The organism is Mesorhizobium prunaredense (genome assembly GCF_900156895.1).
Classification (GTDB): Bacteria; Pseudomonadota; Alphaproteobacteria; order Rhizobiales; family Rhizobiaceae; genus Mesorhizobium; species Mesorhizobium prunaredense.
This window is the reverse complement of record NZ_FTPD01000045.1, coordinates 534,856-559,010: the sequence shown is the minus strand read 5'-3', so window position 1 is coordinate 559,010 and position 24,155 is coordinate 534,856. Positions and strand designations below refer to the sequence as shown.

The 24,155-nt window shown below is 64.3% G+C and carries 20 protein-coding genes and 2 pseudogenes; 10 read left to right on the top strand and 12 right to left on the bottom strand.

All coding sequences use genetic code 11. The features are described from left to right. The first annotated feature begins 5 nt into the window (after positions 1-5). From BQ8794_RS26470 to BQ8794_RS26445, 6 genes are read left to right on the top strand one after another with little or no spacing between them, the layout of a single operon-like run. A complete protein-coding gene (locus tag BQ8794_RS26470; protein ID WP_077381506.1) occupies positions 6-1,124 on the top strand; it encodes an ABC transporter ATP-binding protein in 1,119 nt (372 codons plus the stop codon). Beyond that, positions 1,121-2,245, top strand: coding sequence for an ABC transporter ATP-binding protein (locus tag BQ8794_RS26465; protein ID WP_077381505.1), 1,125 nt, complete (start codon positions 1,121-1,123; stop codon positions 2,243-2,245). The genes BQ8794_RS26470 and BQ8794_RS26465 overlap by 4 nt, the downstream gene beginning before the upstream one ends. After that, a complete protein-coding gene (locus BQ8794_RS26460) occupies positions 2,245-3,798 on the top strand; it encodes an FGGY-family carbohydrate kinase (RefSeq protein WP_077381504.1) in 1,554 nt (517 codons plus the stop codon). Before BQ8794_RS26465 ends, BQ8794_RS26460 begins: the two co-directional genes overlap by 1 nt. Before the next feature lie 10 nt (positions 3,799-3,808). Beyond that, positions 3,809-4,849, top strand: a complete 1,041-nt coding sequence (locus BQ8794_RS26455) for a 2-hydroxyacid dehydrogenase (RefSeq protein WP_077381503.1) — start codon at positions 3,809-3,811, stop codon at positions 4,847-4,849. Between the two features lie 49 nt (positions 4,850-4,898). After that, positions 4,899-6,416: a glycerol-3-phosphate dehydrogenase gene (locus BQ8794_RS26450; protein ID WP_077381502.1), complete on the top strand. Its 1,518-nt coding sequence runs from the start codon at positions 4,899-4,901 to the stop codon at positions 6,414-6,416. Then, positions 6,416-7,357, top strand: coding sequence for a sugar phosphate isomerase/epimerase family protein (locus tag BQ8794_RS26445; protein ID WP_077381501.1), 942 nt, complete (start codon positions 6,416-6,418; stop codon positions 7,355-7,357). The genes BQ8794_RS26450 and BQ8794_RS26445 overlap by 1 nt, the downstream gene beginning before the upstream one ends. Before the next feature lie 43 nt (positions 7,358-7,400). On the opposite strand, the gene fba is transcribed toward BQ8794_RS26445, so the two are convergent. Continuing rightward, positions 7,401-8,465: a class II fructose-bisphosphate aldolase gene (fba, locus tag BQ8794_RS26440; protein ID WP_077381710.1), complete on the bottom strand. Its 1,065-nt coding sequence runs from the start codon at positions 8,463-8,465 to the stop codon at positions 7,401-7,403. A gap of 299 nt (positions 8,466-8,764) precedes the next feature. On the opposite strand from fba, the gene BQ8794_RS26435 reads away from it, so the two are divergent. From BQ8794_RS26435 to derI, 3 genes are all read left to right on the top strand, one after another. After that, positions 8,765-9,532 (top strand): DeoR/GlpR family DNA-binding transcription regulator, encoded by a 768-nt coding sequence (locus BQ8794_RS26435; RefSeq protein WP_077381709.1) that lies wholly within the window; start codon positions 8,765-8,767, stop codon positions 9,530-9,532. Positions 9,533-9,616: 84 nt separating this feature from the next. Next, positions 9,617-10,402 (top strand): triose-phosphate isomerase, encoded by a 786-nt coding sequence (locus BQ8794_RS26430; protein WP_077381500.1) that lies wholly within the window; start codon positions 9,617-9,619, stop codon positions 10,400-10,402. A gap of 28 nt (positions 10,403-10,430) precedes the next feature. Next, complete coding sequence (gene derI, locus BQ8794_RS26425) at positions 10,431-10,874, top strand: D-erythrulose-4-phosphate isomerase (protein WP_077381499.1); 444 nt, start codon at positions 10,431-10,433, stop codon at positions 10,872-10,874. Here the strand turns inward: derI and dhaL are convergent. The 9 genes and pseudogenes from dhaL to oiaX all read right to left on the bottom strand — a co-directional run bounded on the left by dhaL (position 10,871) and on the right by oiaX (position 20,401). Then, entirely contained in the window at positions 10,871-11,509 is a 639-nt protein-coding gene (dhaL, locus tag BQ8794_RS26420; protein WP_077381498.1) for a dihydroxyacetone kinase subunit DhaL, read from the bottom strand. The genes derI and dhaL overlap by 4 nt on opposite strands. Before the next feature lie 10 nt (positions 11,510-11,519). Beyond that, complete coding sequence (locus BQ8794_RS26415; RefSeq protein ID WP_077381497.1) at positions 11,520-12,527, bottom strand: dihydroxyacetone kinase subunit DhaK; 1,008 nt, start codon at positions 12,525-12,527, stop codon at positions 11,520-11,522. 74 nt (positions 12,528-12,601) lie between these two features. Next, a pseudogene (locus tag BQ8794_RS26410) lies at positions 12,602-12,697 on the bottom strand (6,7-dimethyl-8-ribityllumazine synthase); the annotation flags it as partial. Between the two features lie 23 nt (positions 12,698-12,720). Next, complete coding sequence (locus BQ8794_RS26405) at positions 12,721-15,009, bottom strand: xanthine dehydrogenase family protein molybdopterin-binding subunit (RefSeq protein WP_077381496.1); 2,289 nt, start codon at positions 15,007-15,009, stop codon at positions 12,721-12,723. Positions 15,010-15,018: 9 nt separating this feature from the next. Further along, a complete protein-coding gene (locus BQ8794_RS26400; RefSeq protein ID WP_077381495.1) occupies positions 15,019-16,005 on the bottom strand; it encodes an FAD binding domain-containing protein in 987 nt (328 codons plus the stop codon). 3 nt (positions 16,006-16,008) lie between these two features. Further along, a complete protein-coding gene (locus tag BQ8794_RS26395; RefSeq protein WP_077381494.1) occupies positions 16,009-16,668 on the bottom strand; it encodes a 2Fe-2S iron-sulfur cluster-binding protein in 660 nt (219 codons plus the stop codon). 90 nt (positions 16,669-16,758) lie between these two features. Next, on the bottom strand, positions 16,759-17,643 hold the full coding sequence (locus BQ8794_RS26390; protein ID WP_077381708.1) for a helix-turn-helix domain-containing protein: 885 nt from the start codon (positions 17,641-17,643) through the stop codon (positions 16,759-16,761). 168 nt (positions 17,644-17,811) lie between these two features. Next, positions 17,812-19,146 (bottom strand): four-carbon acid sugar kinase family protein, encoded by a 1,335-nt coding sequence (locus BQ8794_RS26385; RefSeq protein ID WP_077381493.1) that lies wholly within the window; start codon positions 19,144-19,146, stop codon positions 17,812-17,814. Between the two features lie 4 nt (positions 19,147-19,150). Further along, entirely contained in the window at positions 19,151-20,401 is a 1,251-nt protein-coding gene (gene oiaX, locus BQ8794_RS26380) for a 3-oxo-isoapionate-4-phosphate decarboxylase OiaX (RefSeq protein ID WP_077381492.1), read from the bottom strand. 142 nt (positions 20,402-20,543) lie between these two features. Here oiaX and BQ8794_RS26375 point away from each other — a divergent pair, with 142 nt between their 5' ends. Then, the gene (locus BQ8794_RS26375; RefSeq protein ID WP_077381491.1) at positions 20,544-21,254 is read left to right on the top strand and encodes a transcriptional regulator NanR; all 711 of its coding nucleotides are present in this window, start codon (positions 20,544-20,546) and stop codon (positions 21,252-21,254) included. Positions 21,255-21,286: 32 nt separating this feature from the next. On the opposite strand, the pseudogene apnL reads toward BQ8794_RS26375, so the two are convergent. Continuing rightward, a pseudogene (gene apnL, locus BQ8794_RS26370) lies at positions 21,287-23,124 on the bottom strand (D-apionate lactonase). Further along, positions 23,121-24,155 carry a Gfo/Idh/MocA family protein gene (locus BQ8794_RS26365; RefSeq protein ID WP_077381707.1) on the bottom strand — a complete coding sequence of 345 codons (1,035 nt, stop codon included), beginning with the start codon at positions 24,153-24,155 and terminating at the stop codon, positions 23,121-23,123. The pseudogene apnL and the gene BQ8794_RS26365 overlap by 4 nt, the downstream one beginning before the upstream one ends.

The following is a 24,155-nucleotide window of genomic DNA, read 5'->3' as shown; positions in this document are numbered from 1 at the left end:
CTCCGATGGCCAGCCTCGAACTGCGAAATGTCGTCAAGCGCTACAAGAGCCAGACTGTGCTCGACAATCTGTCGCTGAGCGTCGCCGACGGCGAAACCCTGGTCCTGTTCGGACCGTCCGGCGCCGGCAAGACGGTGCTGCTGCGGCTCGTCGCCGGCGTCATCGACCCTGATGAGGGAAAGATCTTCATCGGCGGCGAGGACATGACCGATCTTGACGCCGAGTTCCGCGGCGTCGGCATGGCATTCCAGAATTTCGCGCTGTTTCCGCACATGACCGCCTTCGACAACATCGCCACGCCGCTGCAGGCCAAGCGATCGTCGCAAGGTGCGATGAAGGCGGGCGTCGAGAGCGTCGCCAAGCTGCTGAAGATCGGCCACGTGCTCAGCCATAAGCCACGGGCGCTGTCCAACGGCCAGAAGCAGCGCACCGCGCTCGCCCGCGCTCTGGTCGGCTCGCCGCCGGTGCTGCTGCTCGACGACCCGCTGCGCAACGTCGATGCCAAACTGCGCTTCGAAATGCGGCTCGAACTGCCGAGGCTGCTGGCCGATCGCGGCGCGACCGTCGTCTACGTCACCCAGGATTATAAGGAGGCGATGGCGCTCGGCGACCGCATCGCGGTGATGTCGCAAGGCGTCATCAAGCAGCTCGGCACGCCCGAGCAGATCTATCGCGAGCCGGCCAACATCGAGATCGCGCGGCTGTTCGGCGATCCGACAATCAACCTGCTCGACGTCAAGCCGTCGCGCGATGCCAAGGGCATCTATGTCGGCCTGTCGAATGTCCAGGTCCACCTGACCGGCGCCTATGACGCGACGGTCGGCCGCGATTGCGTGATCGGCTTGCGGCCCGAAGCGCTGCGCTTCGTCGACGAAGGAACACCCGCTGCCATTCCGGTGACCGTCGAGGCGGAGACGCCGCTCAACGAAAAGATCGTCACGCTGGTGCGGACCGTGCGCGGCCGCGAAATACTGGTCTCCCGGCCGGCCGGAACACCGGGTCAAACCGAGGGCAGGGCCAATATCGCAGTCGACGGCAAAAGCGCCCTGCTGTTCGATCGTGCCAGTGGCGACCGTATCGGCTCGAAAAACGTCGTCAATTTGCGCAGCGGAGAAGCGGCATGAGTCAGAGCGCACTCACCATTTCCGGCGTCGACAAATTCTACGGCCCGATCGACCGAGGTGTGCACGCTGTCCAGAATCTGACGATGGAAATCGACAAAGGCGAGATCGTCGCACTCCTCGGCTCGTCCGGTTGCGGCAAGACCTCGACATTGCGCATGATCGCCGGCTTCGAAGAGGTCTCGCGCGGCACCATCTCGGTTGCCGGCCGCAAGGTGCATGCGCTGCCGCCGGTCAAGCGCAATGTGGCGATGGCGTTCGAGGGCTATTCGCTGTATCCGCCGCTGACCGTGCGCGAGAACATTGCGTTTGCGCTGAAGGCGGCCAGGCTGCCGAAAAGTCAGGTCGACGCGAAAGTTGCCAGCATCGCCAAGCTGCTCGAGATCGAGGACATTCTTGAACGCTATCCGAGTTCCATCTCCGGCGGCCAGCAGCAGCGCGCCAGCCTCGGCCGGGCGCTGATCCGCGAGGCCGACCTGCATCTGCTGGACGAACCGATGGGCCAGCTCGAGCCGCAGCTTCGCGCGGTGCTGCGCGGCCGCATCAAGCACTTCATCAAGGAGCGCGGCTTGACCGCGATCCTGGTCACCCACGACCAGACCGAGGCCAATGCATTGGCCGACCGGATCGCGGTGATGGAAGGCGGCGTGCTGCAGCAGTTCGATACGCCCGATATGCTCAAGCAGCGGCCGGCCAACCTGTTCACCGGCACCTTCGTCGGCGAGCCGCCGATGAATGTCTTCGAGGCCTATGTCGGCACGGCTGCCGACAAGATCAATCTGCGACTGCCCGACGGGCTTTCACTCGACTATGACAAGGACGCGTTCAGCGGCTCGGTTCGCGACGAATTGCTCAAACGCGAGCGGGTCGTCATCGGTATCAGGCCCTATGCGGTTCGCCGCTCGAAGGACGGCGTGCCGGCGACGGTTTCGGCCAACCAATGGCTCGGCGACCAGACCCATATCGCCGCGGATTTCGCCGGCGGCTCGCTGGTCCTGGTCGAACATGACCGGACCCGGCTGGAGCTTGGCGCGCCGATCAACATCAGCATCGATCCGAAAAACCTGCACGTCTTCGATCAATCCAGCGGCATGGCCATTTCGCACGGCATGGAGCTTGCCTGATGCGGGATGTGCTGATCGGCATAGACGCCGGCACGTCTGTCATCAAGTCTGTCGCCTTCGACACGGCGGGCCGGCAACTCGCGGCTGCGGCGGTGCCGAACCGGTACGAGACCTTGCCGGGCGGCGGCGCCGAGCAGGATATGGCGCGCACTTGGGCCGATACCACGACCACATTGCGCCAGCTTGCCGACATGGTGCCGGACCTTGCCAGCCGCACCATTGCGATCGCCGTGACCGGGCAGGGCGACGGCACCTGGCTGATCGACAAGGACGGTGAGCCGGTCGCCAAGGGCTGGCTGTGGCTCGACGCGCGCGCTGCCGCCATCGTCGAGGAGATCCGCGCGCGGCCCGATGATCAGCTTCGCTTCGAAAAGACCGGCAGCGGGCTCGCCGCCTGCCAGCAGGGACCGCAGCTTGCCTTCATGAAGCGCAACGCGCCTGACAGGCTTGCTGGCGCCGCGACGGCATTCCATTGCAAGGACTGGCTTTATTTCAAGCTGACCGGCGAACGCGCCACCGATCCGTCCGAGGGCACCTTCACCTTTGGCGACTTCCGCACCCGCGGCTATTGCGACGAGGTGCTTGAGGTGCTCGGCGTCGCCGATCTCAGGCATCTGCTGCCGCCGATCGTCGACGGCACCAGGCATAGCGCCGGCCTGTCGGCGGCGGCTGCCGAAGCGACCGGGCTGCTTTCCGGTTCGCCGGTGGTGCTGGCCTATGTCGACGTCGCCTGCACCGCGCTCGGCGCCGGCCTGCTCGACCGCGAGCGCAAGCCCGGCTGCTCCATCATCGGCTCCACCGGCATGCATATGCGGCTTGCGCAGACGCCGGACGAGGTGCTGCTCAACGAGGCCAGGACCGGTTATACGATGACGATGCCGGTGCCCGGCGTCTTTGCGCAGATGCAGTCGAACATGGCAGCGACACTCAACATCGATTGGGTCCTTAGCCTCGCATCCGGTATTCTCGCCTCGCAAGGCATCACCCGCAGCAATGGCGAGATGATCGCGCTGGTCGACGAATGGATATCGTCATCTGAACCGGCCTCGCTGCTCTATCAGCCCTATGTGTCGGAGGCCGGCGAGCGCGGGCCGTTCGTCGATGCCAACGCCAGGGCCGGTTTCGTCGGCATTTCGTCGCGGCACGGTTATGCCGATATGGTCCGCGCTGTTTTTGAGGGGCTGGCATTCGCGTCGCGCGATTGCTACGCCGCCATGGGACCGCTGCCGAGCGAAATTCGGCTGACCGGCGGCGCCGCCAGAAGCCCGGCTCTGCGCAAGATCCTGGGCGCTGCCGTCGGCGCCGATATTCGCACCAGCCAACGCGAGGAAGCCGGTGCGGCGGGCGCCGCGATGATCGCTGCGGTCTGCGTCGGCCGATACAGGTCGATGGACGAATGCGTCGGCGAATGGGTCACGCCGCTGCTTGGCGCGGCGGAACCGAGCGACCGAAAACTTGCAGCGATCTATGAGCGGGCGGTTCCGTCCTACACATTGGCGCATGAGGCGCTGCGGCCGGTCTGGCGATCGATGGCCGCATCCAGGGCAAACTGAGAAGTCGAGCATGCGTAAGAAGATTGCAATCGTAGGCGACCGCTTCATGCTTCCCAAGGTTTTTCGCGAGAAAATCGAGGAAGCCTGCGGCGACAATCTCGACATTCGCACTCTTGAGGCGGCCTGGCCCGACGAGCCGATGGAATTCGGCAATGCGGCGCTCGGCCTGGACAAGGTGAAGGAGTATTTTGGCGATCCGGACGAGGTGGTCGATTTCATTGGCGACGCCGAGATCTTCGTCACCCAGCTAGCGCCGCTCTCCGAGACCATGATGCAGCGTCTGCCTGCGCTGAAGCTGGTTGCGGTCTCGCGCGGCGGCCCGATCAACATCGACATGGCTGCCGCCAAGGCCCACGGCATCACCGTCGTCAATGTGCCCGGCCGCAATGCAAGTGCTGTGGCCGAGTTCACCATCGGTGCGATCCTTGCCGAGACGCGGCTGATCCGGGTCGGGCACGAAGCATTGCGCAAGGGGGAATGGCGCGGCGATCTCTACCGCGCCGACCGCACCGGCCGCGAGCTCAACGAAATGTCCGTCGGCGTCATCGGCTATGGCAATATCGGCACCAAGGTTGTCCGCCTGCTGCGCGCCTTCGGCTGCCGCATCCTGGTCACCGATCCCTATGTGCAATTGAGCGTCGAAGACCGCAATGCCGGCGTCGAACTGGTCGCGTTGGACGAGCTTCTGTCCCGCTCCGACGTGATCACGCTTCATCCCCGGGTGACCGAGGAAACCCGAGGCCTGATCAACAAGGACACCATCGCCCGGATGAAGCCGGGGGTGATTTTCGTCAACACCGCGCGCGGGCCGCTGGTCGACTACGACGCGCTCTACGATGCGCTGGTCTCTGGCCATATCGGCAGCGCCATGCTGGAGACCTTTGCGGTCGAGCCGGTGCCTGCCGACTGGCCGCTGCTGCAGCTTTTGAATGTCACCTTGACGCCGCATATCGCCGGCGCGTCGGTGCGCACGGTGACCTATGCGGCCGAGCAGGCGGCCGAAGAGGTGCGCCGCTTCATCGTCGGGCTCCCACCGGTCAACCCGTGCTGAAGGTCGCGGCAGCCATGAAACGCAATCCAGGCATAGAGGATCCGGCGAGATGAGCGGCGCCACTGAAATCGTCGATCTGTTCGTCATCGGCGGTGGCGTCAATGGCGCCGGCATCGCGCGCGACGCAGTCGGCCGCGGGCTTTCCGTCATCCTGTGCGAAAAAGACGATCTCGCCGAAGGCACCAGTTCGCGATCGGGAAAGCTCGTCCATGGCGGCCTGCGCTATCTCGAATACTACGAATTCCGGCTGGTGCGCGAGGCGCTGATCGAACGCGAAGTGCTGCTTGAATCGGCGCCGCACATCATCTGGCCGATGCGCTTCGTGCTGCCGCACAGCCCGGACGACCGGCCGGCCTGGTTGGTCCGGCTCGGCCTGTTCCTCTACGATCATCTCGGCGGCCGCAAGCGGCTGCCGGGCACCCGCACGCTCAACCTGCGCACCGCGCCCGAAGGCGCACCGATCAAGGATGCGTTCAAGCGCGGTTTCGAATATTCCGATTGCTGGGTCGACGACGCCCGTCTCGTCATCATCAATGCGCTCGACGCTGCGGAACGGGGAGCCAAGATCTTCACCCGGACCGCCTGCACCGCCGCCCGCCGTGAAAACGACCTGTGGTCGGTCGAGATGCGCGACAGCCGATCCGGCGTCAGGACCACGGTTCGGGCGCGTGCGCTGATCAACGCCGCCGGTCCCTGGGTCAACGACATCATCAACCGCGTGGCCGGCCAGAACTCCAAGCGGAATGTCCGGCTGGTCAAGGGCAGCCACATCGTCGTGCCGAAATTCTGGGAAGGGCGGCAGGCCTATCTCATCCAGAACAGCGACAAGCGCGTGATCTTCATCAATCCCTACCAGAACGACCTGGCCCTGATCGGCACCACCGATATTCCCTATGATGGGCGGCCGGAAGACGTAGCGGCGGATGCCAGCGAGGTCGACTACCTGATCAAGGTGGTCAACCGCTACTTTAAGCGCGGGCTTGCGCGCGATGATGTCATCTACTCGTTCTCGGGCGTCAGGCCGCTCTATGACGACAACGCCGACAATCCGAGCGCGGTGACGCGCGACTATATTTTCGAACTCGACGCCTCAGTCGGGCAGGCGCCGCTGCTCTCCGTCTTCGGCGGCAAGATCACCACCTTCCGCAAGCTGGCCGAACATGCGCTGGACCGGATCGCCCCGTTCTTTCCGAAAATGGGCAAGCCATGGACGTCGAAAGGCTACCTGCCGGGCGGCGATATCGCCAACGCCGATTTCGAGCAGTTTCTCGGCGATGTCGGCCGCGAATATCCCTGGATGCCGGCATCGCTGGTCAAGCACTACGGCCGGCTCTACGGCACCAGGACGCGCGTTCTCGTCGGTGCGTCCAGGTCGCTCACCGAACTGGGGCGGTGCTTCGGCAAGGATTTTTTCGAACGCGAGGCGAGTTATTTGTTCGAGCATGAATGGGCGCTGACCGCTGCTGATATTCTCGAACGGCGCACCAAGCACGGCCTGCATCTGTCCGCCGCGGAAAGAGCCGCCTTCGAGGACTGGTGCGTTGGCCGACTGGTGAGGGCAGGCTGATGACTTTTACGCTTTCCCTCAACACCAATCCGCTGGTCAACCGTTTTGCCGAACCGGACGATCTGATCGACGCGATCGCCTACGACATCGGCATCCGGGACGTGCAGCTCACGCATGAATTCGTCAATCCCGGCTGGCCGGCGGCGACGATCTCGAAATTCGTCCGCCTGTTCCGCACGGCGCTCGACCGCACCGGCGTGCGCGTGACGTCGGGCATGACCGGCCCCTACGGGCGGCTCAACCATTTTGGCCATCCCGACGCCGACGTGCGCCGCTACTATGTCGATTGGTTCAAGACCTTTTCCGACATTTCGGCTGAGCTCGGCGCCAGCGGCATGGGCACGCAGTTCGCGATCTTCACGCACAGGGATTTCGACGATCCCGAGCGTCGCGCGCGGCTTTTCGAGATCGCGCTGGAATGCTGGCGCGAGGTCGCCGAGCACGCCAAGGCGGCCGGATTAACCTATCTGTTCTGGGAGCCGATGTCGGTCGGCCGCGAATTCGGCCACACGATCGAGAGCTGCCGGGCCCTGCACAACCAGATCGAAGCGGCCGGCATGGCCATCCCGTTGAAGATGATGGTCGATATCGACCATGGCGACGTCACCTCGAGCAACCCGGCCGACATCGACCCCTATGCCTGGGCCGAAGCCTTTCCCAGGGTATCGCCGATCATCCACGTCAAGCAGTCGTCGATGAACAAGGGCGGCCATTGGCCATTCATCGCCGCCCACAACAAGGACGGCCGCATCACCCCGGAAAAATTTTTGGAGACGGTTCGGCGCGGCGGCGGCGTCGACAACGAGATCTGCCTCGAACTGTCGTTCCGCGAACGCGAGCCGGTCGACCACCAGGTCGTCGCCATGATCCGCGAGTCGGTCGACTACTGGGCGCCGTTTATCGAGACCGGCAGGGCGGCACTCTTGCCACGAGCAGGATAGATGAACAGGAGCCGATGCGGCTCCTGTTCAGAACCAGAATACGTCAGCCGAATTTCGGGTCGAGACTGCCCGACTTGTAGCGCTTGGCCATTTCCGAGACCGACAGTGGCTTGATCTTGGGGGCGTTGCCGGCGGTGCCGAACTGCTCGAAGCGCTCTTTGCACAGCTTCCTCATGGCGGCCATTGCCGGCGTCAGATATTTGCGCGGGTCGAACTCGCTCGGGTTCTCGGTCAGCACCTTGCGGATCGCGCCGGTCAGCGCCATGCGGTTGTCGGTGTCGATGTTGATCTTGCGCACGCCGTGCTTGATGCCGCGCTGGATCTCCTCGACCGGCACACCCCATGTCGGCTTCATCTGGCCGCCATATTTGTTGATGATCTCCTGCAGCTCTTCCGGCACCGAGGATGAGCCGTGCATGACTAGGTGCATGTTCGGCAGGCGGCGGTGGATCTCCTCGATCACGTTCATGGCGAGCACCGCGCCGTCCGGCTTGCGCGAGAACTTGTAGGCGCCGTGGCTGGTGCCCATGGCGACGGCCAGCGCATCGACATGCGTGTCCTTGACGAACTGCACCGCCTGCTCCGGATCGGTCAGCAGCTGGTCGTGGCTGACGGCACCCTCGACGCCGTGGCCGTCTTCCTGTTCGCCGCCGCCCATCTCCAGGGATCCGAGAACGCCGATCTCGCCTTCCACCGATACGCCGCCCCAATGCGCCATATCGACGACGCGCCGCGTGATGCCGGAATTATAGTCGTAATCGGCCGGCGTCTTGCCGTCCTCCTTCAGCGATCCGTCCATCATCACCGAGGTGAAGCCGTGCTGAATCGCGGTCACGCAGGTGGCTTCGTTGTTGGCATGGTCGAGATGCATGCAGACCGGGATATCGGGATGGATCTCGACCAGCGCGTCGATCAGCTTGGCCAGCACGACGTCGTTGGCATAGGCGCGGGCGCCGCGGCTCGCCTGCAGGATGACAGGCGATTTGGTGTCCTCGGCCGCCTCCATGATGGCAAGGCCCTGTTCCATATTGTTCATGTTGAAGGCAGGCACGCCATAGCCGTGTTCGGCGGCATGGTCGAGCAATTGTCTCAATGTGATGCGAGCCACCCAATAGTCTCCCGTATTTGGTTCAAGCCTATGATTGCGAGCTGTCCGATCGTCATTCAGCCCATTGATGCTTCTGGCCGGATTTCCGGAGAACCGCAACCTTTGGCCAAGGCGCCGGGAGCAATTCTTGTTACAAGACAGCAATCAGAAGCGAATAATATCCCAAGGAAATGTAACATCATCACAAAAGATTGGGTGACTATGCGATTTCCTCTGTTATAATGGCTTTGGCTCGCCGTTTCCGCCACCGCGGATTCGCAGCGGACCGGGATCAGGAAACAGGCTGGACAATCTGGACGATGAAGAGCGACGGCCGGCGGCAAGGCATCATGGATTTTTTGATGGACACCGGCACGGCCAGTGTCGATGACCTTGCCTCGCGCTTCGGCGTGTCGAAGATGACGGTCCATCGCGACCTCGACGAGCTCGAGGAAAGCGGCTTCCTGCGCAAGATACGCGGCGGCGCCTCGATCCAGCCGAGCGGCCTGTTCGAAAGTGATTTCCGCTACCGTCAGAAGCAGGCCGCCGAGGAGAAGCAGCGCTTGGCGGTTGCCGCCGTGTCTGTCATCGAACCGGGCCAAACGGTGATCATCGACGACGGCTCGACGGCGGGCGGCATTGCGCGCCACCTTGCGGATCTGCGCCCGCTGACGGTGATCTCCAACAATCTGGCCGTGATACAGGATCTGGCCGGCGTTGCCGGCATCACCCTGATCGCGCTCGGCGGCCAGTACAGCAAGAAATTCCACGGTTTCTTCGGCCTGCTTGCCGAGGACACGCTGAGATCGTTGCGCGCCGATGTCGCCTTCCTGTCGTCGTCCGCCATCCACGGCGTTTCCGCCTTCCACCAGGACCAGGAAGTGGTCCATACCAAGCGGTTGATGATGGCCGCGGCCGCCCGCAAATATCTGCTGGTCGATCACGGCAAGTTCGGCCGCACGGCCCTGCATTTCCTGACCGATCTCAAGGCGTTCGACGCCGTCTTCACCGGTCGAGAACTGGGACCGCAGATGCGCGAGGCGCTGGATGGCGCCGGTGTCTCGCTAACACTGGTCGAGAAGGACTAGACCATGATCCCGAAAAGTGGGAACCGGTTTTCGGAAAAAGATCATGGTCAAAGAAGAAGATAGAGCCCCATCCCGCCTCGCAGGATGGAACAGGCTCTAGAAGGAGGACGCGTGGCTTATTGGGTCGGCACAAGCTGGAAAATGAACAAGACGCTTGCGGAAGCGACTGACTTTGCCAGGGCGCTGGCTGGGTTCGTCCCGGGTTTCGACGATCGTATCCAGCCCTTCGTCATCCTGCCCTTCACGGCGGTCCGCGAGGTCAAGAAAGCGCTGGCATCGACGCGGATCAAGGTCGGTGCCCAGAACATGCACTGGGCCGACGCCGGCGCCTGGACCGGCGAGATCTCGCCGGTGATGCTGACGGATTGCGGGCTCGACCTCGTCGAGCTCGGCCATAGCGAACGGCGCGAGCATTTCGGCGAGACCGACAATACGGTTGGTCTCAAGACCGCAGCGGCGGTGAAGCACGGGTTGGTGCCGCTCATTTGCGTCGGCGAGACATTGGCGCAACGCAACAGCAGCCAGGCCGATGCGGTGCTGGCCTTGCAGGTGCGCGGCGCGCTGCAATACCTCGAAGGCCAGGCAAAGGCGGCGACGATCCTGTTTGCTTACGAACCGGTCTGGGCGATCGGCGACAAGGGCATTCCGGCAAGTGCCGACTACGCCGACAGGCAGCAGGCGCTGATCAAGAAGATCGCCGGCGATCTTCTGCCGGCCATACCGCCGGTGCTTTATGGCGGCAGCGTCAATCCGCAAAATGCCGCCGAGCTGATCGGCCAGCCTCATATCGACGGGCTGTTCATCGGCCGCTCCGCCTGGCAGGCGGAAGGCTATATCGACATCCTCGAACGCGCCTCGGCGGCGATCTGAAGCAATCGAACAGGAAAGGACAAAAAAAATGAAAATTGCCATTGGGGCCGACAGCGCCGGCAAGCCGCTGCTCGACGTCATTGCCGCTCACCTGGCCACCAAACCCGGCCTCACCGTCAGCGACCTCAGCCAGGCCGGCTACTATGCCGACCTCTCGCAGAAGCTCGCCCAGACCATCCTTGACGGCGAGAACGATCGCGGCATCCTGTTTTGCGGCACCGGCATCGGCGTTTCCATCTCCGCAAACAAGGTGCCCGGCATTCGCGCCGCACTCACCCACGACACCTATTCGGCGGAGCGCGCGGCCAAATCCAACAATGCCCAGATCATCACCATGGGCGCCCGCGTCATCGGCCCGGAACTGGCCAAGTCGATCGTCGATGCCTGGCTCGCATCGGAGTTCGACGAAAACGGGCCATCGGCCGGCAATGTCCAGGCGATCGACAGGCTCGACGCGGCGAAGCTGGGCTAACCCAGGCTTTTTCGCATCGCGCCGATAACGGTAACCGCCGACGCCGCGCCGGGATCGATGTGTCCGAGCGATCGCTCGCCCAGCCGCGAGGAGCGGCCCTTCGCGGCGATCATATCCTTGGTCGCCTCGGCGCCCCGTTCGGCTGCTTGAAGGGCGGCTGCCAGGCTTTCGGACACAGTTTTGCCTGAGGCATGGGCAGCGGCCGCGGCTTGCGCCGCTGGCAGCCAGGCGTCGACCATCGTCTTCTCGCCGATCTCCGCCTTGCCGCGATCCTGGATGCCTTGCGCCATCGCCTGCAACAGGGCGATGAAATCGGCGCCCGCCAAGGTCGCCTTGCCCTTGACGGCAGCCGCGCCACGCATGAAGGCCGTCGCGTAGAGCGGGCCCGACGAGGCGCCGACGGCGTTAAGGAATGACTTCGCCGCAGTGTTGAGGAGAACAGTCGGCTCGGTCGCCGAAAGCTCCAGCGGCGCCAGCGCATCGCGCACCGCGCCAAAGCCGAGCGCCATGGCGATGCCGTGGTCGGCGTCGCCAATGACGCCGTCGAGCTGACAGAGCCTGTCCTTGTCGGCTTCGATCGCCACCGCGATCGCATCGAACATTCTTTTCAGATCGGCTGCGTCGATGGATGTCATGGATGCGCCTTCAGCCGGCGCGGAACATGGCGCAGTCGCAAGGATGATCGAGCATCGTCTGCAATTCGGCGTCGAGATGCATCAGCGTCACCGAGGCGCCGGCCATTTCGAGCGAGGTGCAATAATTGCCGACCCAGGTCGCGTGAACTGACACGCCGATGTCATCGAGCCGCTGCTTGACGCGCCGGTTCATGATGTAGAGCTCCATCAGCGGCGTCGAGCCGAGCGAATTGACGAGCACGGCGACTTTGTCGCCACGCGCCGGCGCCATCTCGGCGAAGATCTTGTCCAGCATCTCGTCGGTGATCTCGTCGGCTGTTTTCAGTTTTCCGCGTGCGATGCCTGGCTCGCCATGAATGCCCATGCCGATCTCCATCTCGTCCGGCCCGATTTCGAAATTCGGCCGGCGGGTCTGCGGCAGCGAGCAGGGCGACAGCGCCACGCCCATGGTGAAGGTGTGATCGTTGGCCTTCCTGGCGATGCGCTCGCACTCATCGAATGACAGCATCCGGTCGCAGGCGGCACCAGCGGCCTTGAAGATGAAGAAATTGCCGGCAACGCCGCGCCGCTTTTGCCTCTGGTCACGCGGCGCCGATGCCACGTCGTCGGTGGTCAGCACGGTGCGCACCTCGATGTCATCCATCGCCGCCATCTCTGCGGCCATGTCGAAGTTCATCACGTCGCCGGCATAGTTGCCGTACATGAACAGCACGCCGGCGCCGCCGCTGGCCGCCTTGGCGCATCCGAGGATCGGGTCCGGCGGCGGCGACGCAAAGACGTTGCCTATTGCCGCCGCGTCGGCCAGCCCCTTGCCGACGAAGCCGAGGAATGTCGGCTCGTGGCCGGAGCCGCCGCCGATGACGAGGCCGACCTTGCCCTGGCGAGGCCCATCGCGGGCGATAATCGAGCGTGGGCTGCCCTCCGCGCTTTTGAGGTGGCGGGGATGCGCGGCCAGAATGCCATCCAGCATCTCGTCGACAGTGCGGTTGCCGTCGTTGATGATCTTCTTGGTCTGCACCGGCAGCCTCCCGATTTCGGCAATTTCGCAGATAGTACAGCGTGTTACCGGAATTTCCACCCGGGACGGACATTTCACGCGGCAATATGTTCCGGCGCGGCCAGGACCTGCACGCAGGGATTGGCTGCCTCTTTGCCCTTGACCTTGAAGTGCTCGAAGAAGATGCGGTGGCAGGAACTGACAACTTGCCGCGTCAAATGGCGATCACCGGCAAGGCAGGCAGCAGCTTGTCCAGGGTGATGGGAAAGTCACGCACCCGCACGCCGGTCGCGTTGTAGATGGCGTTGGCGACAGCTGCCCCCGCACCGCAGACGCCGAGTTCACCGATCCCCTTCGCGCCGAATGGATTGGCCTTGTCGTCATGTTCCTCGAGGAAGACCACCTCCATCTCGGGGACGTCGCCGTTGATCGGGACGTGATACTCGGCAAGATCGTGATTGACGAAGTGGCCGTAGCGCCGGTCGAGCACTGTCTGCTCCATCAGCGCCGCACCGATTCCCCAAGTCATGCCGCCGATGATTTGCGAGCGCGCGGTCTTGGGGTTGAGGATACGGCCAGCGCCCATCACCGCCAGCATCCGGCGCATGCGGATCTCACCGGTATCGCAATCGACGGCGACCTCGGCGAAATGCGCGCCATTGGAATGCTGCGAGTAAGCCTTGTATGACTGGGTGGCAGCGCCGGCGGCCACGGAACCCTCGGCCTCGAACCCTCCGGGAGCGATCCGTCGGACGAGGTCGGCCAGGCTTGCCGAACGCTGGCCGACGCTGACCTCGCCGTCGGCAAAGCTCGCCTCGGTGGCATTGGCGCCGCGCAATGGCGAGGCTTCGCTCGACTGCGCCGCCTCCAAAATCCGTTCCTTGAGGGCGTTGCAGGCGTTATACAGCGCCGACCCTGCGCTTGCCGCGCCCCAGGACCCGCCGGAGCCGGCGGTCCGCGGGAAACGGCTGTCGCCAAGCTCCACTTTGATCGACGAGATCGGCAAGCCGAGGCTGTCCGCGGCGATCTGGGTCAGGATCGTATAAGTGCCGGTCCCGATATCGGTCATGTCGAGCCGCGCTGTCACCCGACCGTCGCGGTCGATCGCGACCCGCGCCGTTGCCGCGCCGATGTAGTTCGGACGGATCGCCGCCGCCATGCCGCAGCCGATGAGCTTGCGGCCCTCTCGGGCGCGGCCCGGCGTCGGGTTTCTCCGCTCCCAACCGAAACGGCGGGCGCCTTCCTTCATGCAGGCGACGAGGTTGCGGGTGGAGAACGGCACGCCGCGCTCGGGATCCTGTGCCGGTTCATTGCGGATCCTGAGCTCGATCGGGTCCAGTCCGAGCCGCTCGGCGAGTTCATCCATAGCGCATTCGAAGGCCAGCATGCCGGGCGCTTCGCCGGGCGAGCGCATCCATTCGCCGCGGTTGATATCCAGCGGAACCAGGCGATGGCGGGTGACACGGTTCGGCGCCGCATAGAGCGAGCGGGCAAAAACTGCCGTTTGCTCGCAGTACTCCTCGAAGCTGGACGTTGCCGACCAGACGTCGTGCGCGATCCCGGTGAGCCGCCCGTCGGTGTCCGCGCCGAGACGTACCTGTTGGATCATCTCTGCGCGATGACCGGCATTGGCGAACATCTGTTGTCGCGTCAGCGCGATCTTGACGGGACGCTGCAGGACCTGCGCAGCAAGCGCGGCCAGGATCGTATCGGCATGGGCAATCAGCTTGGAGCCGAAGCCGCCGCCGATGAACGGGCTCACGATGCGCACGCGCTCGGGCGGGATGCCAAGCGTACTGGCGACCCCCGCCCGGAAATTCGCCAGGGTTTGCGCCGATGTATGGATCGTCAACTCGTTGCCTGACCAGGCGGCGAGCGTCGCGTGGGGCTCCATCGGATTGTGATGTTCGAAGGGGGTCCGGTAGGTAGCATCGATCTTGACCGGAGCCGCAGCAAAGGCGCCCTCGAAGTCGCCGATCACGCTGTCGGTCTCGAAGCCGGCATTGGTCCGCTTTGGTGCGTAGGCGTCGGCCATATGTCCCGGTAAATCGTAGAGGCCCGGCTCCTCGTCGTAGCGCACTTTGATGAGGCCCGCAGCAGCGCGTGCCGCCTCGAACGTCTCCGCAACGACGAGCGCGACGGGCTCGTCGTAATACCGCACCCGCTCGCTGTTGAGCGCGGGCCGGGCGCGCGTGAAGACCTCCGGCACGGTCGGCGTGACCGCTGGGCCGAAATCCGGCTGGGCCGGCGCATTCCGGTGCGTCATGACCAGCAGCACTGCCGGCGCCCGTTCCGCTTCGGCCGTGTCGATCTCGGCGATGCGCCCCTTGGCGACGGCGGCGCCGAGAATATAGCCATAGGCTGTACCATCCAGTGCATTCTCGTAGGCGTAGGTGGCACCGCCTGTCACCTTGAGCGGACCGTCGATGCGGTCGATCGGGCGCCCGATGACGCCGCTGCGTGTTTTGGAAGGACGGTTCTCGCGGGTCTTCGTCTCTGTCATCGTGTCACCTCACGCACTTTCGACGGCAGCAGCGAGCGTGTGCCGCATCGTCCGTTTCGCCAGCGGGATCTTGAAATCATTGCCGCCGTGCCCGACGGCTCCGGCGAGCGCGGCTTCGGCCGCATCGGTAAAGGCGCCGTCGGACGCCGCCGCTCCTGCGAGCATGTGCTCCGCCTCAGTCGCGCGCCAGGGCTTGGCTGCCACGCCGCCAAGGGCGATTCGAGCGCTTCGGATACGATCGCCGCTTTTCTCGACGATTGCCGCCACCGACACCAGCGCGAAGGCGTAGGAGGCACGGTCGCGCACCTTGCGGTAAACCTGCCGGCCGGGCGGCGGCGGCGGCAGGGTGACCGCAGCGATCATCTCGCCGTGGCCGAGCACGGTCTCGACATGCGGCGTCGCCTCGGGCAAGCGATGGAGATCGCCGATCGGCATCGTGCGGGTCTCGCCGCCGGGCGATATGGTCTCGACGCTGGCGTCTAGCCCGGCCATGGCGACCGCCATGTCGGAGGGGTGGACCGCGATGCAGGCTTGGCTGGCGCCGAGTACGGCGTGCATGCGATTGAAGCCCTGCAGCGCCGCGCAACCCGAACCAGGCTCGCGCTTGTTGCAAGGCATGTTGCGGTCGTAAAAATAGGGGCAGCGCGTGCGCTGCAGGAGATTGCCGCTGGTCGAGGCCTTGTTGCGTATCTGTCCGGACGCTCCCGCCAGCAGCGCTTGCGTGAGCATCGGATAGCGCGATCTCACCCGCGGATCGGCGGCAAGATCGCTGTTGCGGACCTGGGCGCCGACCCGAAGCCCGCCTGCCGCCGTCTCCTCGATCCGATCGAGCGGCAGCCGGCTGATGTCGACGAGATGCGCTGGGCGCTCGATCTCGAGCTTCATCAGGTCGAGCAGGTTGGTGCCGCCGCTGATGAACTTGGCGTCCGGCCGCGCCGCGACCGCGGCGCCTGCCTGCTCGGCACTTGCCGCACGTTCATAGGTGAAGGACTGCATTGCTCACGCCCCCTCTGCCGCGTCGCGGATTGCAGCGACGATGTTCGGATAAGCGGCACAACGGCAGATGTTGCCGCTCATCCGCTCGCGGATCTCGGCATCGGTGAGAGCGACGGAAGCCGCTGCCACGTCGGCGCTCGCATGGCTCGGCCAGCCGGCCCTGGCCTCGCCAAGCATAGCGACCGCGGAGCAGATCTGGCCCGGTGTGCAGTAACCGCACTGGAAGCCGTCGCGGGCAACGAAGGCGGCCTGCACCGGATGCAGCCGGTCGCCCTCGGCCAGGCCCTCGACCGTGGTGATCTCGTCGCCTTCATGCATTGCGGCAAGCGTCAGGCAGGAATTGATCCGGCGCCCAACGACGAGCACCGTGCATGCGCCGCACTGGCCGTGGTCGCAGCCTTTCTTCGAGCCGGTGAGGCCGAGATGGTTGCGCAGCGCGTCGAGCAGCGTCGTCCGCGGGTCGAGCTCGACGGCAAAATCCTTCGCGTTGATCCGCAGGGTCATCGGCATCGTTGGCGCCGACGTCGGCGATGCGGCCGCCGCAACGGCGCCGGCCGGCTCCGTGTATACCGGTATACCGGTAGCCAGAAGCACGCCGGTAGCCACCCCGCCCTCCAGAACCGTTCGACGAGTCGGTCCGCTCCTTGTGTCTGTTTTGGCCATGCATGATCTCCCAGTCACAGTTCTTTCACTCATCGACCTTGGAGGTGGGGAGGCGCGCGGCGGCTTTCTTTCAGGAAACCGGCGGCAATGTCAGGATTCCGGAGAAGAATTCACTCGATAGGCCCGAGGCGTCATGCCCCTGAGACGCCGGAACGTCGTGGTGAAGTGACTCTGGCTTGAAAAGCCGAGCCGAAAGGCAATGCTACCGATCGACAAACCCGTTTCGCGCAGCAGTATCTCGGCTCGCCGCACGCGTTCCTCGATCACATAGGCATAGGGTGCAAGCCCGGTCGTCGCCTTGAATCGGCGTGCAAAACTGTCGACGGCCATGCCGGCGACGGCTGCCAACTCGCTTAGCGAAACGTCGGCATTCATATGGGCATCGATGTAAGCCCGAACTCGACCAAGCGCGCGACGGCTGAGACAGCCGTGACGCACTGACGGGTGTTGCTCCCGGTTCAGGGTGGCCACGCGGAGGCTGACCAGGGCGACCAGATGCTCGATATAGGCAGTGTCCGGCTTGTGGCCGAGTGCCATCTCGTCGCGAAGCGAACTCAGCAGCGTGGCGATCACCACGTCTTTCCTGTTCACCAGGATCGGCAGGTCTCTCAGGCGCTCGCAGCCGGGAAGGCTGATATCGGGATCGATCCACAAGGCTGAGTAGGAGAGGTCTACATCGCGATAGAAGCCCTGCCGCTCGGCGCCTGCGGGGACGAAGGTGAGGGCTCCGGGACGGTCCATTCCGTCGTAGAGCGATTTTGCCTCGTGCCGGATAGATGTATGGGAGGTTCCGCCTTCATCAGTCAGCACGATCAGATGATGAGGGGCTGTCCAGCGCAGCTCCGCCTCGCGGCACGCCCATCGCCGATTATCGAAAACGATCGAGGAGCTTCCCCATGACGCGGTTTGCAGGGGCTCCGACTTCTCCTCCTGGCTCCGAACCCGGCCGTCACCAAGCAATGGTCTGAATGACATCGCGGCATCCCGCTGGTTCATTCGCGGAGCCGTGATCCAGCCCCGCTTGAGCGTTTTACGCCGCCCGCCGCTGCGCATCCGGCGCCTTATGTGGGGCAGGCATCGTGCGTTGGTAACCGCGCCGTGTTCAAGAAGTCGTGAGATCAGGCAAATCCAGCGCGCCTGCTGTCAGCCGCCGAGCCCATCGCGGATGGCGCAGAAATAGCGATCGGTTCCGACTTGCCCGCCCTTGAGGGCGATCTCCAGTCCGTCGATCGCCTTGACGCGCGAGTGGGCGACGCAAAGCGGCGAGCCCGGCGAGGCGGGCAGCGGCATCCTGACCGTCAGCGCATCGACGCCCATCTGGCCGAGCGCATGGCTCGACGTATCGCCGCCAGCAATGACCACGCGCTGCAATTCTTGTTCGATCGTCAGCTTGCAAAGAAGTTCGCCGAGGCCGCGGCCAAGCTTGTGGCGGGCGCCTTCCTGCCGGTCGATTTCGGCGCCTCGGTCGGCTGCGGGACCGAGGGCGGTGTAGAGGACGACGCTGCGCCCGGCTTCCAGGCTGGCACGCCCGCTTGCTGCCGCGCGCGAGATCGCATCGCTGGAGGCTTCGGAAACCAGTTCGACAGGGTCCACCTCGACCCCGTCGAAACCGTCCGTCAAAGCATGCCGGATCTGTCGTTCCGTCGTCGGCGAGCAGCTGCCCGAGACCACTGCGATCCGGTCGGCCGCACCTGGCGGCGAAAAGCTGGGCTCGGCACGGACGGTCCGGTTGGCGGCCCATTCGGCCAGCAGCGCATATTCGATGCCCGAAGAGCCGACGACGAAAGTGCCGCCCGGCCGGCGAACCCGCCATATCTCCTTGCCGGCAAGCGCCTGACTTTCCAGGCTGGCGATATCCAAAAGCACGATGTTGGTGCCATCGGCGAGCAAGCGATCGAACGCATCCGATCGGGACGCTGACTGCAGCGTCGCCAGGTCGACCAGTCCCGAGGTGAGGTCCGTCTGGCGCGACAGGTGGATCAGCAGGTCGGATTCATCCATCGGCGTGGTCGGGTGGCGGCTCATCACCGGGTGGCGATCGATGCGGAAATATTTGTCGCGGTAGGCCGCGAACAGATGGCCGAAGGCGGTGTAGCGCTTGAGCTGCGGCGCGCCGACCACCAGCGGCACGCTGTCCTGGCTGAAAACCGAGCGGCCGATCTCGATGGCCCGGCCGATGCTGCCGATCGTCGGGCTGGAATCGAAGGTCGAGCAGACCTTGTAGTGGCAAAACTCGGCGTTCAGGGGCTTCAGCCAGGCGAAGGCGCGCTTGAGATGCAGGTCCATCCACTGCGGCGTCTCGCTGCGGCTGGTGCCGGCCAGGCCGATGGCACGGCAATGCCCGAACTGCGAAAGCAGGGCCTCGTCCGGCTGACGCATGAACAGCACGGTCGGCACGCCGCCGAGCTCGAGCGCCTCCATGACGTCGGTCGAGCCGGTGAGGTCATCGCCATAATAGCTCAGAAGCAGGCTTTGCATGGCGTCAGGCCGCTTTGCCGTCGCCGAATTTCTCGATCGACCGCGCCAGTTCCGGGTGGCTCAGGGCGAAGTCCGCCAACGGTATGCCATCGACGGCCGCCTGCCAGGCTTGCTGCACGGCGCGCACGCCGGCACCCGGTCCGTCAGGATGGCTGACGATGCCGCCGCCGCAGAGATAGAGAAGATCGACCGTTCGGCCGGTTCGCCGGTAGGTTTCGGGGGCTTGTCCACCCCATTGGCCGGAGCCGGCGACCGGCAGCGCGCAATCATCAGGCGAAAAGATCGGCGTGGTCACCGCCTCGAAGGAACTGATGAAGGACCAGTCCGGCTCCCAGTATTTCGAAGCGATGCCGTTGATCTGGAACTGATCGACGCCGAGCAGCCGCCAGAACTGCTGCCAGACCTTGAAATCCATGCCGAGGCCGGGGTGACGGGTGAGAATGTCCCAGCCGTTGCGGTGGGCATGGAGCACCAGGCTGGAGCGCTTTCTCAGGTAAGCCATGCCGCCGAAGCCGACGGAATTGATGTTGACCACCGCGCAATTGCCGCCGGCCTTTGCCACCATATCGTGGTTGCGCATCATCTCGTCCGGGTCGGCATGCGAGATGCCGAAGGCATACATCACCTTTTTGCCGGTCTTCTGCTCATGGTCGAGGACGAGCGGCATGATCGCTTTCACCCGTTCCGACAGCGGCGAATAGGCCGGGCTCATCAGCTTCTCGTCGTCCTTGATGAAATCGACGCCGGCGGCGATCAACTCACCGACCATCTCCGCCGTCTCGTGCGGCCGAAGCCCAAGCGCCGGCTTGACGATCGTTCCGATGATCGGGCGATCCCTGACGCCGGTCAGCCGGCTGCTGCCGGCGACACCGAATTGCGGACCCGGGTGCGCGCCCCGGTATTCCTCAGGCAGCTTCATGTCGACGATGCGGATGCCGGACAGACCCTTGATCGAAAAGGCGCCGCCGATGGCGATGGTCATCAATGCCGAAAGATCGGTGCCGATGGCATCAAGAGGAAATGCGATGTCGACATCCGCGCGCTTGAAGGGCCCGTCGCCGGCTTCGGGAAGCGACGGGCGATCGGCGTCCGGCAGATGCCTAATCGCCAGGACGCGCGCCGCCACCCGCGCCTTGAGCTCTTCGGTCTCGCCGGCCAGCGCGACGAAGGTTCCCGTCGACTGGTCGCTGGCGATCTTGGCCGCCAGCGCCTCGATGCTGCCTAGGGTTTCGATCCGATAGGTGAGGGTGATCATAGTCCGAAAAAAGTTTCCTGATCCTGGAAATCTGGTATAATGAGTACATAAGTATTGCAAGCGATATCCTGCTCGGCCGAGCATTCCGGGATTCGTCATGACGATGCTAAACAGACACCGATCAAGGGAGTGATTCGCGACGATGAACCGTTCGGAGCCGATCGTCCGGCGCAAACTTTCCGACGAAGTATTTTTGCGACTGAAGCGCTTGATCACCAGCGGCGAATTGCAGCCGGGCGACGACATGCCGTCGGAGCGCGAGCTGATGGAGCGCTTCGCGGTCGGCAGGCCGGCGATCCGCGAGGCAATGCAGGCGTTGAGCAATATGGGCCTTGTCGCGATCTCGCATGGCGAGCGGGCGAAAGTGCTTCAGCTGACCGCCAAGTCGATCATCAAGCAGGTCGACGGCGCCGCCAAGATCATCCTGTCGTCGTCGAAGGACACGCTGGAGCACCTCAAGAGCGCGCGCATCTTCTTCGAGCGCGGCATGGTCAGGGAAGCCGCCGAAAAGGCCGCCGCCGAGGACGTGCAGCGGTTGCGGGCAACGGTTGCCGAACAGCGGAGCTTTCGCGGCGATTCCGAAGCCTTCATATCCGCCGATATGAAGTTTCATACCCAGATCGCGGCGATATCCGGCAACCCGATCTATGTCGCGGTCAGCGAAGCGATGCTTGGCTGGCTGAAGGAATATCACACCGAAATGCTGATCTGGACCGGCAAGGAAAATTTCACGCTGACCGAACACGAAGAGATCATCGGCCGCATCGAGCAGAAGGACGCGGACGGCGCCGAGAAGGCGATGATCAAGCATCTTGAGCGTTCACGCGCGCTCTACGTGATGAACTCCGGGTGATGAACTCCGGCTGATGAATTCCAACAGCTGATTCACCCGATCCGGGTGATCGCGTAAGGCGTCATCACGAGGTGGCGTCGTTTGAACCGGGAAATATCAACCGTCACTTCGCTCGCCGTCAGGTTCGCCAGCCACATGAGCGTCTGGCCCGCGGGGGAACGGCCGGCCAGCGTGAGCAGCCGCGTCTCATCGCTCGTCCTCGCCGCTACGTGCCTGAATCCGGCCAGTTCGCAAAGCCCCTGCACGGCCTGGAAGATCGGCCGGGGTTCACCTTCGCCGACGGGTTCCCCGGATGCCGCCAGCACGCCGAACGCTCCAGCGAAGCTGGACAGCGTGAGCATCTCCAGCCCGGCCGCCGCGACGCGCGCGGCATAGCCGATCGTCCATGCAGCCGCGAACAGGCCGGCATGGCGCGGATCCCGGTCGGCCATGGCGATGCGCTGATTGTGCGGATTGGCCTTGGTCGCCCCGCCATAGGGTTCTGCCGCATGGCGATGGTCGACGGGCCGATCCGGTAGGGTTTTGCCCCGAAGATCGTTCGTGCCGATTGGGTGATGAAAGGCAGCGCCTCTAGCGATTGCATGACGCTGAGATCGTCGGCAGCGTGCACGATCGGGCAGGTGCAGTGGCTGACGAAATCGAGCAGATCGGCGGGAACGCGTTTGCGGTTGAGTTCGGTGAAATAGCTGAACATGCCGCCGCCGAGGCGGATGTCGGGAAAGGCGCGGCGCGCCGCGGCATAGACATCTTCAAGCGGCGGACATTCAGGCCACGCGCTGCCCGGCGGCGTCGACTGCCGGTCGACCGAGGGCGAGACGGCAATAGCCGAGAGTGCTAGTCCGGCCTGTCGCACCATGCCGGCGGCATCTGAAAGCTCCGCGTCGAGATCGCCCTCGCAGGAAACGACGCATTCGAGCGTCGTCTCGACCGGGTAGGCTGCGGCGAGCCGGGCATAGGACTGCAAGGCGTCGAGTCCGTGACCGCGCGTCGGATCGTAGTGGAACATCAGCTGTTGCGGGCCAAGCGCGGACAGTGTCGGCAGGTTTGCCAGCGCCGTCTCGACCTCGTCCGGGTAGATGATTACGCCGATATCCGGCAGCAGCGGTCCGGCTTCGCCGAGCTCGACTCGGACCGGCTCGGCGGTTGCTGCGGCAGCCGGCACCCTGCCGTCGCCGGTCACACGCAGACTGATCGTCTGGCGCAGAGTCTGGCCGGCGGGCAGCATATAGGGCCATGGCAGCGCCAGCGGCCGGACATAGGTCTTGTAGGACGCGTCCGACCAATTGCGCTGGTCCTCCATCTCGAACGCATCGCCTTCCATCCGGCATTCGGCGGTGACGCCGGGCCGGACCTCATGGGTGATCGCCCGCAAATCCTTGAAAGGCTGCCAGGGGTCGATCAGATGCGGAAGCTTTGTTTCCACCACGCTGCCGTCGGTGTGCTCGACAGTGACCGGGCTGCCGGCCAGGCCGGCGATCGGATGCAGGATGCAGAAGCCGCAGCGATTGGTCTCGAAAGCGTTTTCGGGAAGCGCGATCACGTCGAAAACCAGCTGGCCGTCGGCGGAGCCTTTGATCGTCGCGCGAAAGTCGAGCCGGCTTCCCTCTGGTCCGACACAGCTTGCCGAATAGCTGACAGCGATAGTTCCGGTGCCCTGGTCGATGACTAAATCCGTCAGCGCCGGCTCGTAGGTGCCCCAGTCGCGATCCCTGACGATGTAGGCGATGGCGCGCAGCACCTCGATACCGCAATGGCGGATGGTGCGCAGATTGCCGTTGACGAAGTCGGCGCTGAGCGCGCCGGCGCGCAACCTGACTGGCTCGGTCTCGACCGCGTGTGTGCCATAGAGGAGGAAGGCATCCGCGGTCATCTCAGCAAAGCGTCGAGTTGCACCGGTTCACCGCTTGCAGCACCGGCATAGGCGGCCTCGACCAGCGCCAAGGTCCTAAGATTGTCCGCGCCCGAGGTTGCCGGTTCGGTCCCGTTCGCCAGGCAGTCGACCCAGTGCTTTTGAATGGCGACGACACTTTCCTGGATGTTGTGCCACGGCCGCGATGCCCAGGGCAGCAGTGGCGGCGAGACGTCGCTGACCGCCGTTCCGTTCCTGCCGGTGACGCTGAGCCGGTAATTCTGCTCGAGCCGGATCGTGCCGTCGCTGCCGTCGATCTCGACCAGCGTCTGCGGAAACGGCTCGATGGCGAGCTTGGTCGCATAGCTGCAGTCGACCACGGACGTTGCGCCGCTCTTGTGGTCCATCAGCATGGTTGCGACGTCCTCGCCGGCAATCTTGGGATTGATGCGAGCGGTTCGGGTCGTGATCGTCGAAACGTCGCCCAGCAGGAAGCGGGCTATGTCGAGACTGTGGATGCCGAGGTCTTCGATGATGAAGCGCTTTCCCGTCGCCAGATAGGGCTGCCCGGAAAACACGTCATAGGCCGAGCGGAACGAGATCCGGCCGAAGAAGGGTGTGCCGATGTCGCCGCTGTCGAGCACGGCGCGCACCGCCTGGATCGGCGACTGCCAGCGAAAATTTTCATGCACCATCAACGCCACGCCGGCATCGCTGCATGCCTTGACCATAGCCTTGGCGTCGGCAAGCGACGGCGCGAACGGCTTTTGGCAGATTGCCGGAACGCGGTTTTGTGCCGCCATCTCGACGAGCGGAAGATGGCTCGGCGCGGTGGTGGCGATATCGACGAAATCCAGGCTTTCGCTGGCAAACAGTGCGGCCGCGTCGACATAGCGCCGCACGATGCCGAACTGGTCGCCGACTACTTTGAGCCGTTCCGGGTCGCGGTCGCAGATGGCGACGATCGCAGCACCCGCGATGTCGCGCCAGGCATGCATCTGGTTGACGGCAAAGAAGCCGCAGCCGATCAGCGCTCCACGCAGTTCTGCCAC

Excerpts from the sequence above, each read along its gene's own strand:
- dhaL (WP_077381498.1), bottom strand. The coding sequence starts at position 11,509 with ATGACATCCATCGACGCAGCCGATCTGAAAAGAATGTTCGATGCGATC.
- BQ8794_RS26450 (WP_077381502.1), top strand. The coding sequence starts at position 4,899 with ATGAGCGGCGCCACTGAAATCGTCGATCTGTTCGTCATCGGCGGTGGC.
- BQ8794_RS26470 (WP_077381506.1), top strand. The coding sequence starts at position 6 with ATGGCCAGCCTCGAACTGCGAAATGTCGTCAAGCGCTACAAGAGCCAG.
- derI (WP_077381499.1), top strand. The coding sequence starts at position 10,431 with ATGAAAATTGCCATTGGGGCCGACAGCGCCGGCAAGCCGCTGCTCGAC.
- BQ8794_RS26390 (WP_077381708.1), bottom strand. The coding sequence starts at position 17,643 with ATGTCATTCAGACCATTGCTTGGTGACGGCCGGGTTCGGAGCCAGGAG.
- BQ8794_RS26445 (WP_077381501.1), top strand. The coding sequence starts at position 6,416 with ATGACTTTTACGCTTTCCCTCAACACCAATCCGCTGGTCAACCGTTTT.
- BQ8794_RS26435 (WP_077381709.1), top strand. The coding sequence starts at position 8,765 with ATGAAGAGCGACGGCCGGCGGCAAGGCATCATGGATTTTTTGATGGAC.
- BQ8794_RS26400 (WP_077381495.1), bottom strand. The coding sequence starts at position 16,005 with ATGCAGTCCTTCACCTATGAACGTGCGGCAAGTGCCGAGCAGGCAGGC.
- BQ8794_RS26395 (WP_077381494.1), bottom strand. The coding sequence starts at position 16,668 with ATGGCCAAAACAGACACAAGGAGCGGACCGACTCGTCGAACGGTTCTG.
- BQ8794_RS26385 (WP_077381493.1), bottom strand. The coding sequence starts at position 19,146 with ATGCAAAGCCTGCTTCTGAGCTATTATGGCGATGACCTCACCGGCTCG.
- BQ8794_RS26430 (WP_077381500.1), top strand. The coding sequence starts at position 9,617 with ATGGAACAGGCTCTAGAAGGAGGACGCGTGGCTTATTGGGTCGGCACA.
- BQ8794_RS26460 (WP_077381504.1), top strand. The coding sequence starts at position 2,245 with ATGCGGGATGTGCTGATCGGCATAGACGCCGGCACGTCTGTCATCAAG.
- BQ8794_RS26375 (WP_077381491.1), top strand. The coding sequence starts at position 20,544 with ATGAACCGTTCGGAGCCGATCGTCCGGCGCAAACTTTCCGACGAAGTA.
- oiaX (WP_077381492.1), bottom strand. The coding sequence starts at position 20,401 with ATGATCACCCTCACCTATCGGATCGAAACCCTAGGCAGCATCGAGGCG.
- BQ8794_RS26455 (WP_077381503.1), top strand. The coding sequence starts at position 3,809 with ATGCGTAAGAAGATTGCAATCGTAGGCGACCGCTTCATGCTTCCCAAG.
- BQ8794_RS26465 (WP_077381505.1), top strand. The coding sequence starts at position 1,121 with ATGAGTCAGAGCGCACTCACCATTTCCGGCGTCGACAAATTCTACGGC.
- BQ8794_RS26405 (WP_077381496.1), bottom strand. The coding sequence starts at position 15,009 with ATGACAGAGACGAAGACCCGCGAGAACCGTCCTTCCAAAACACGCAGC.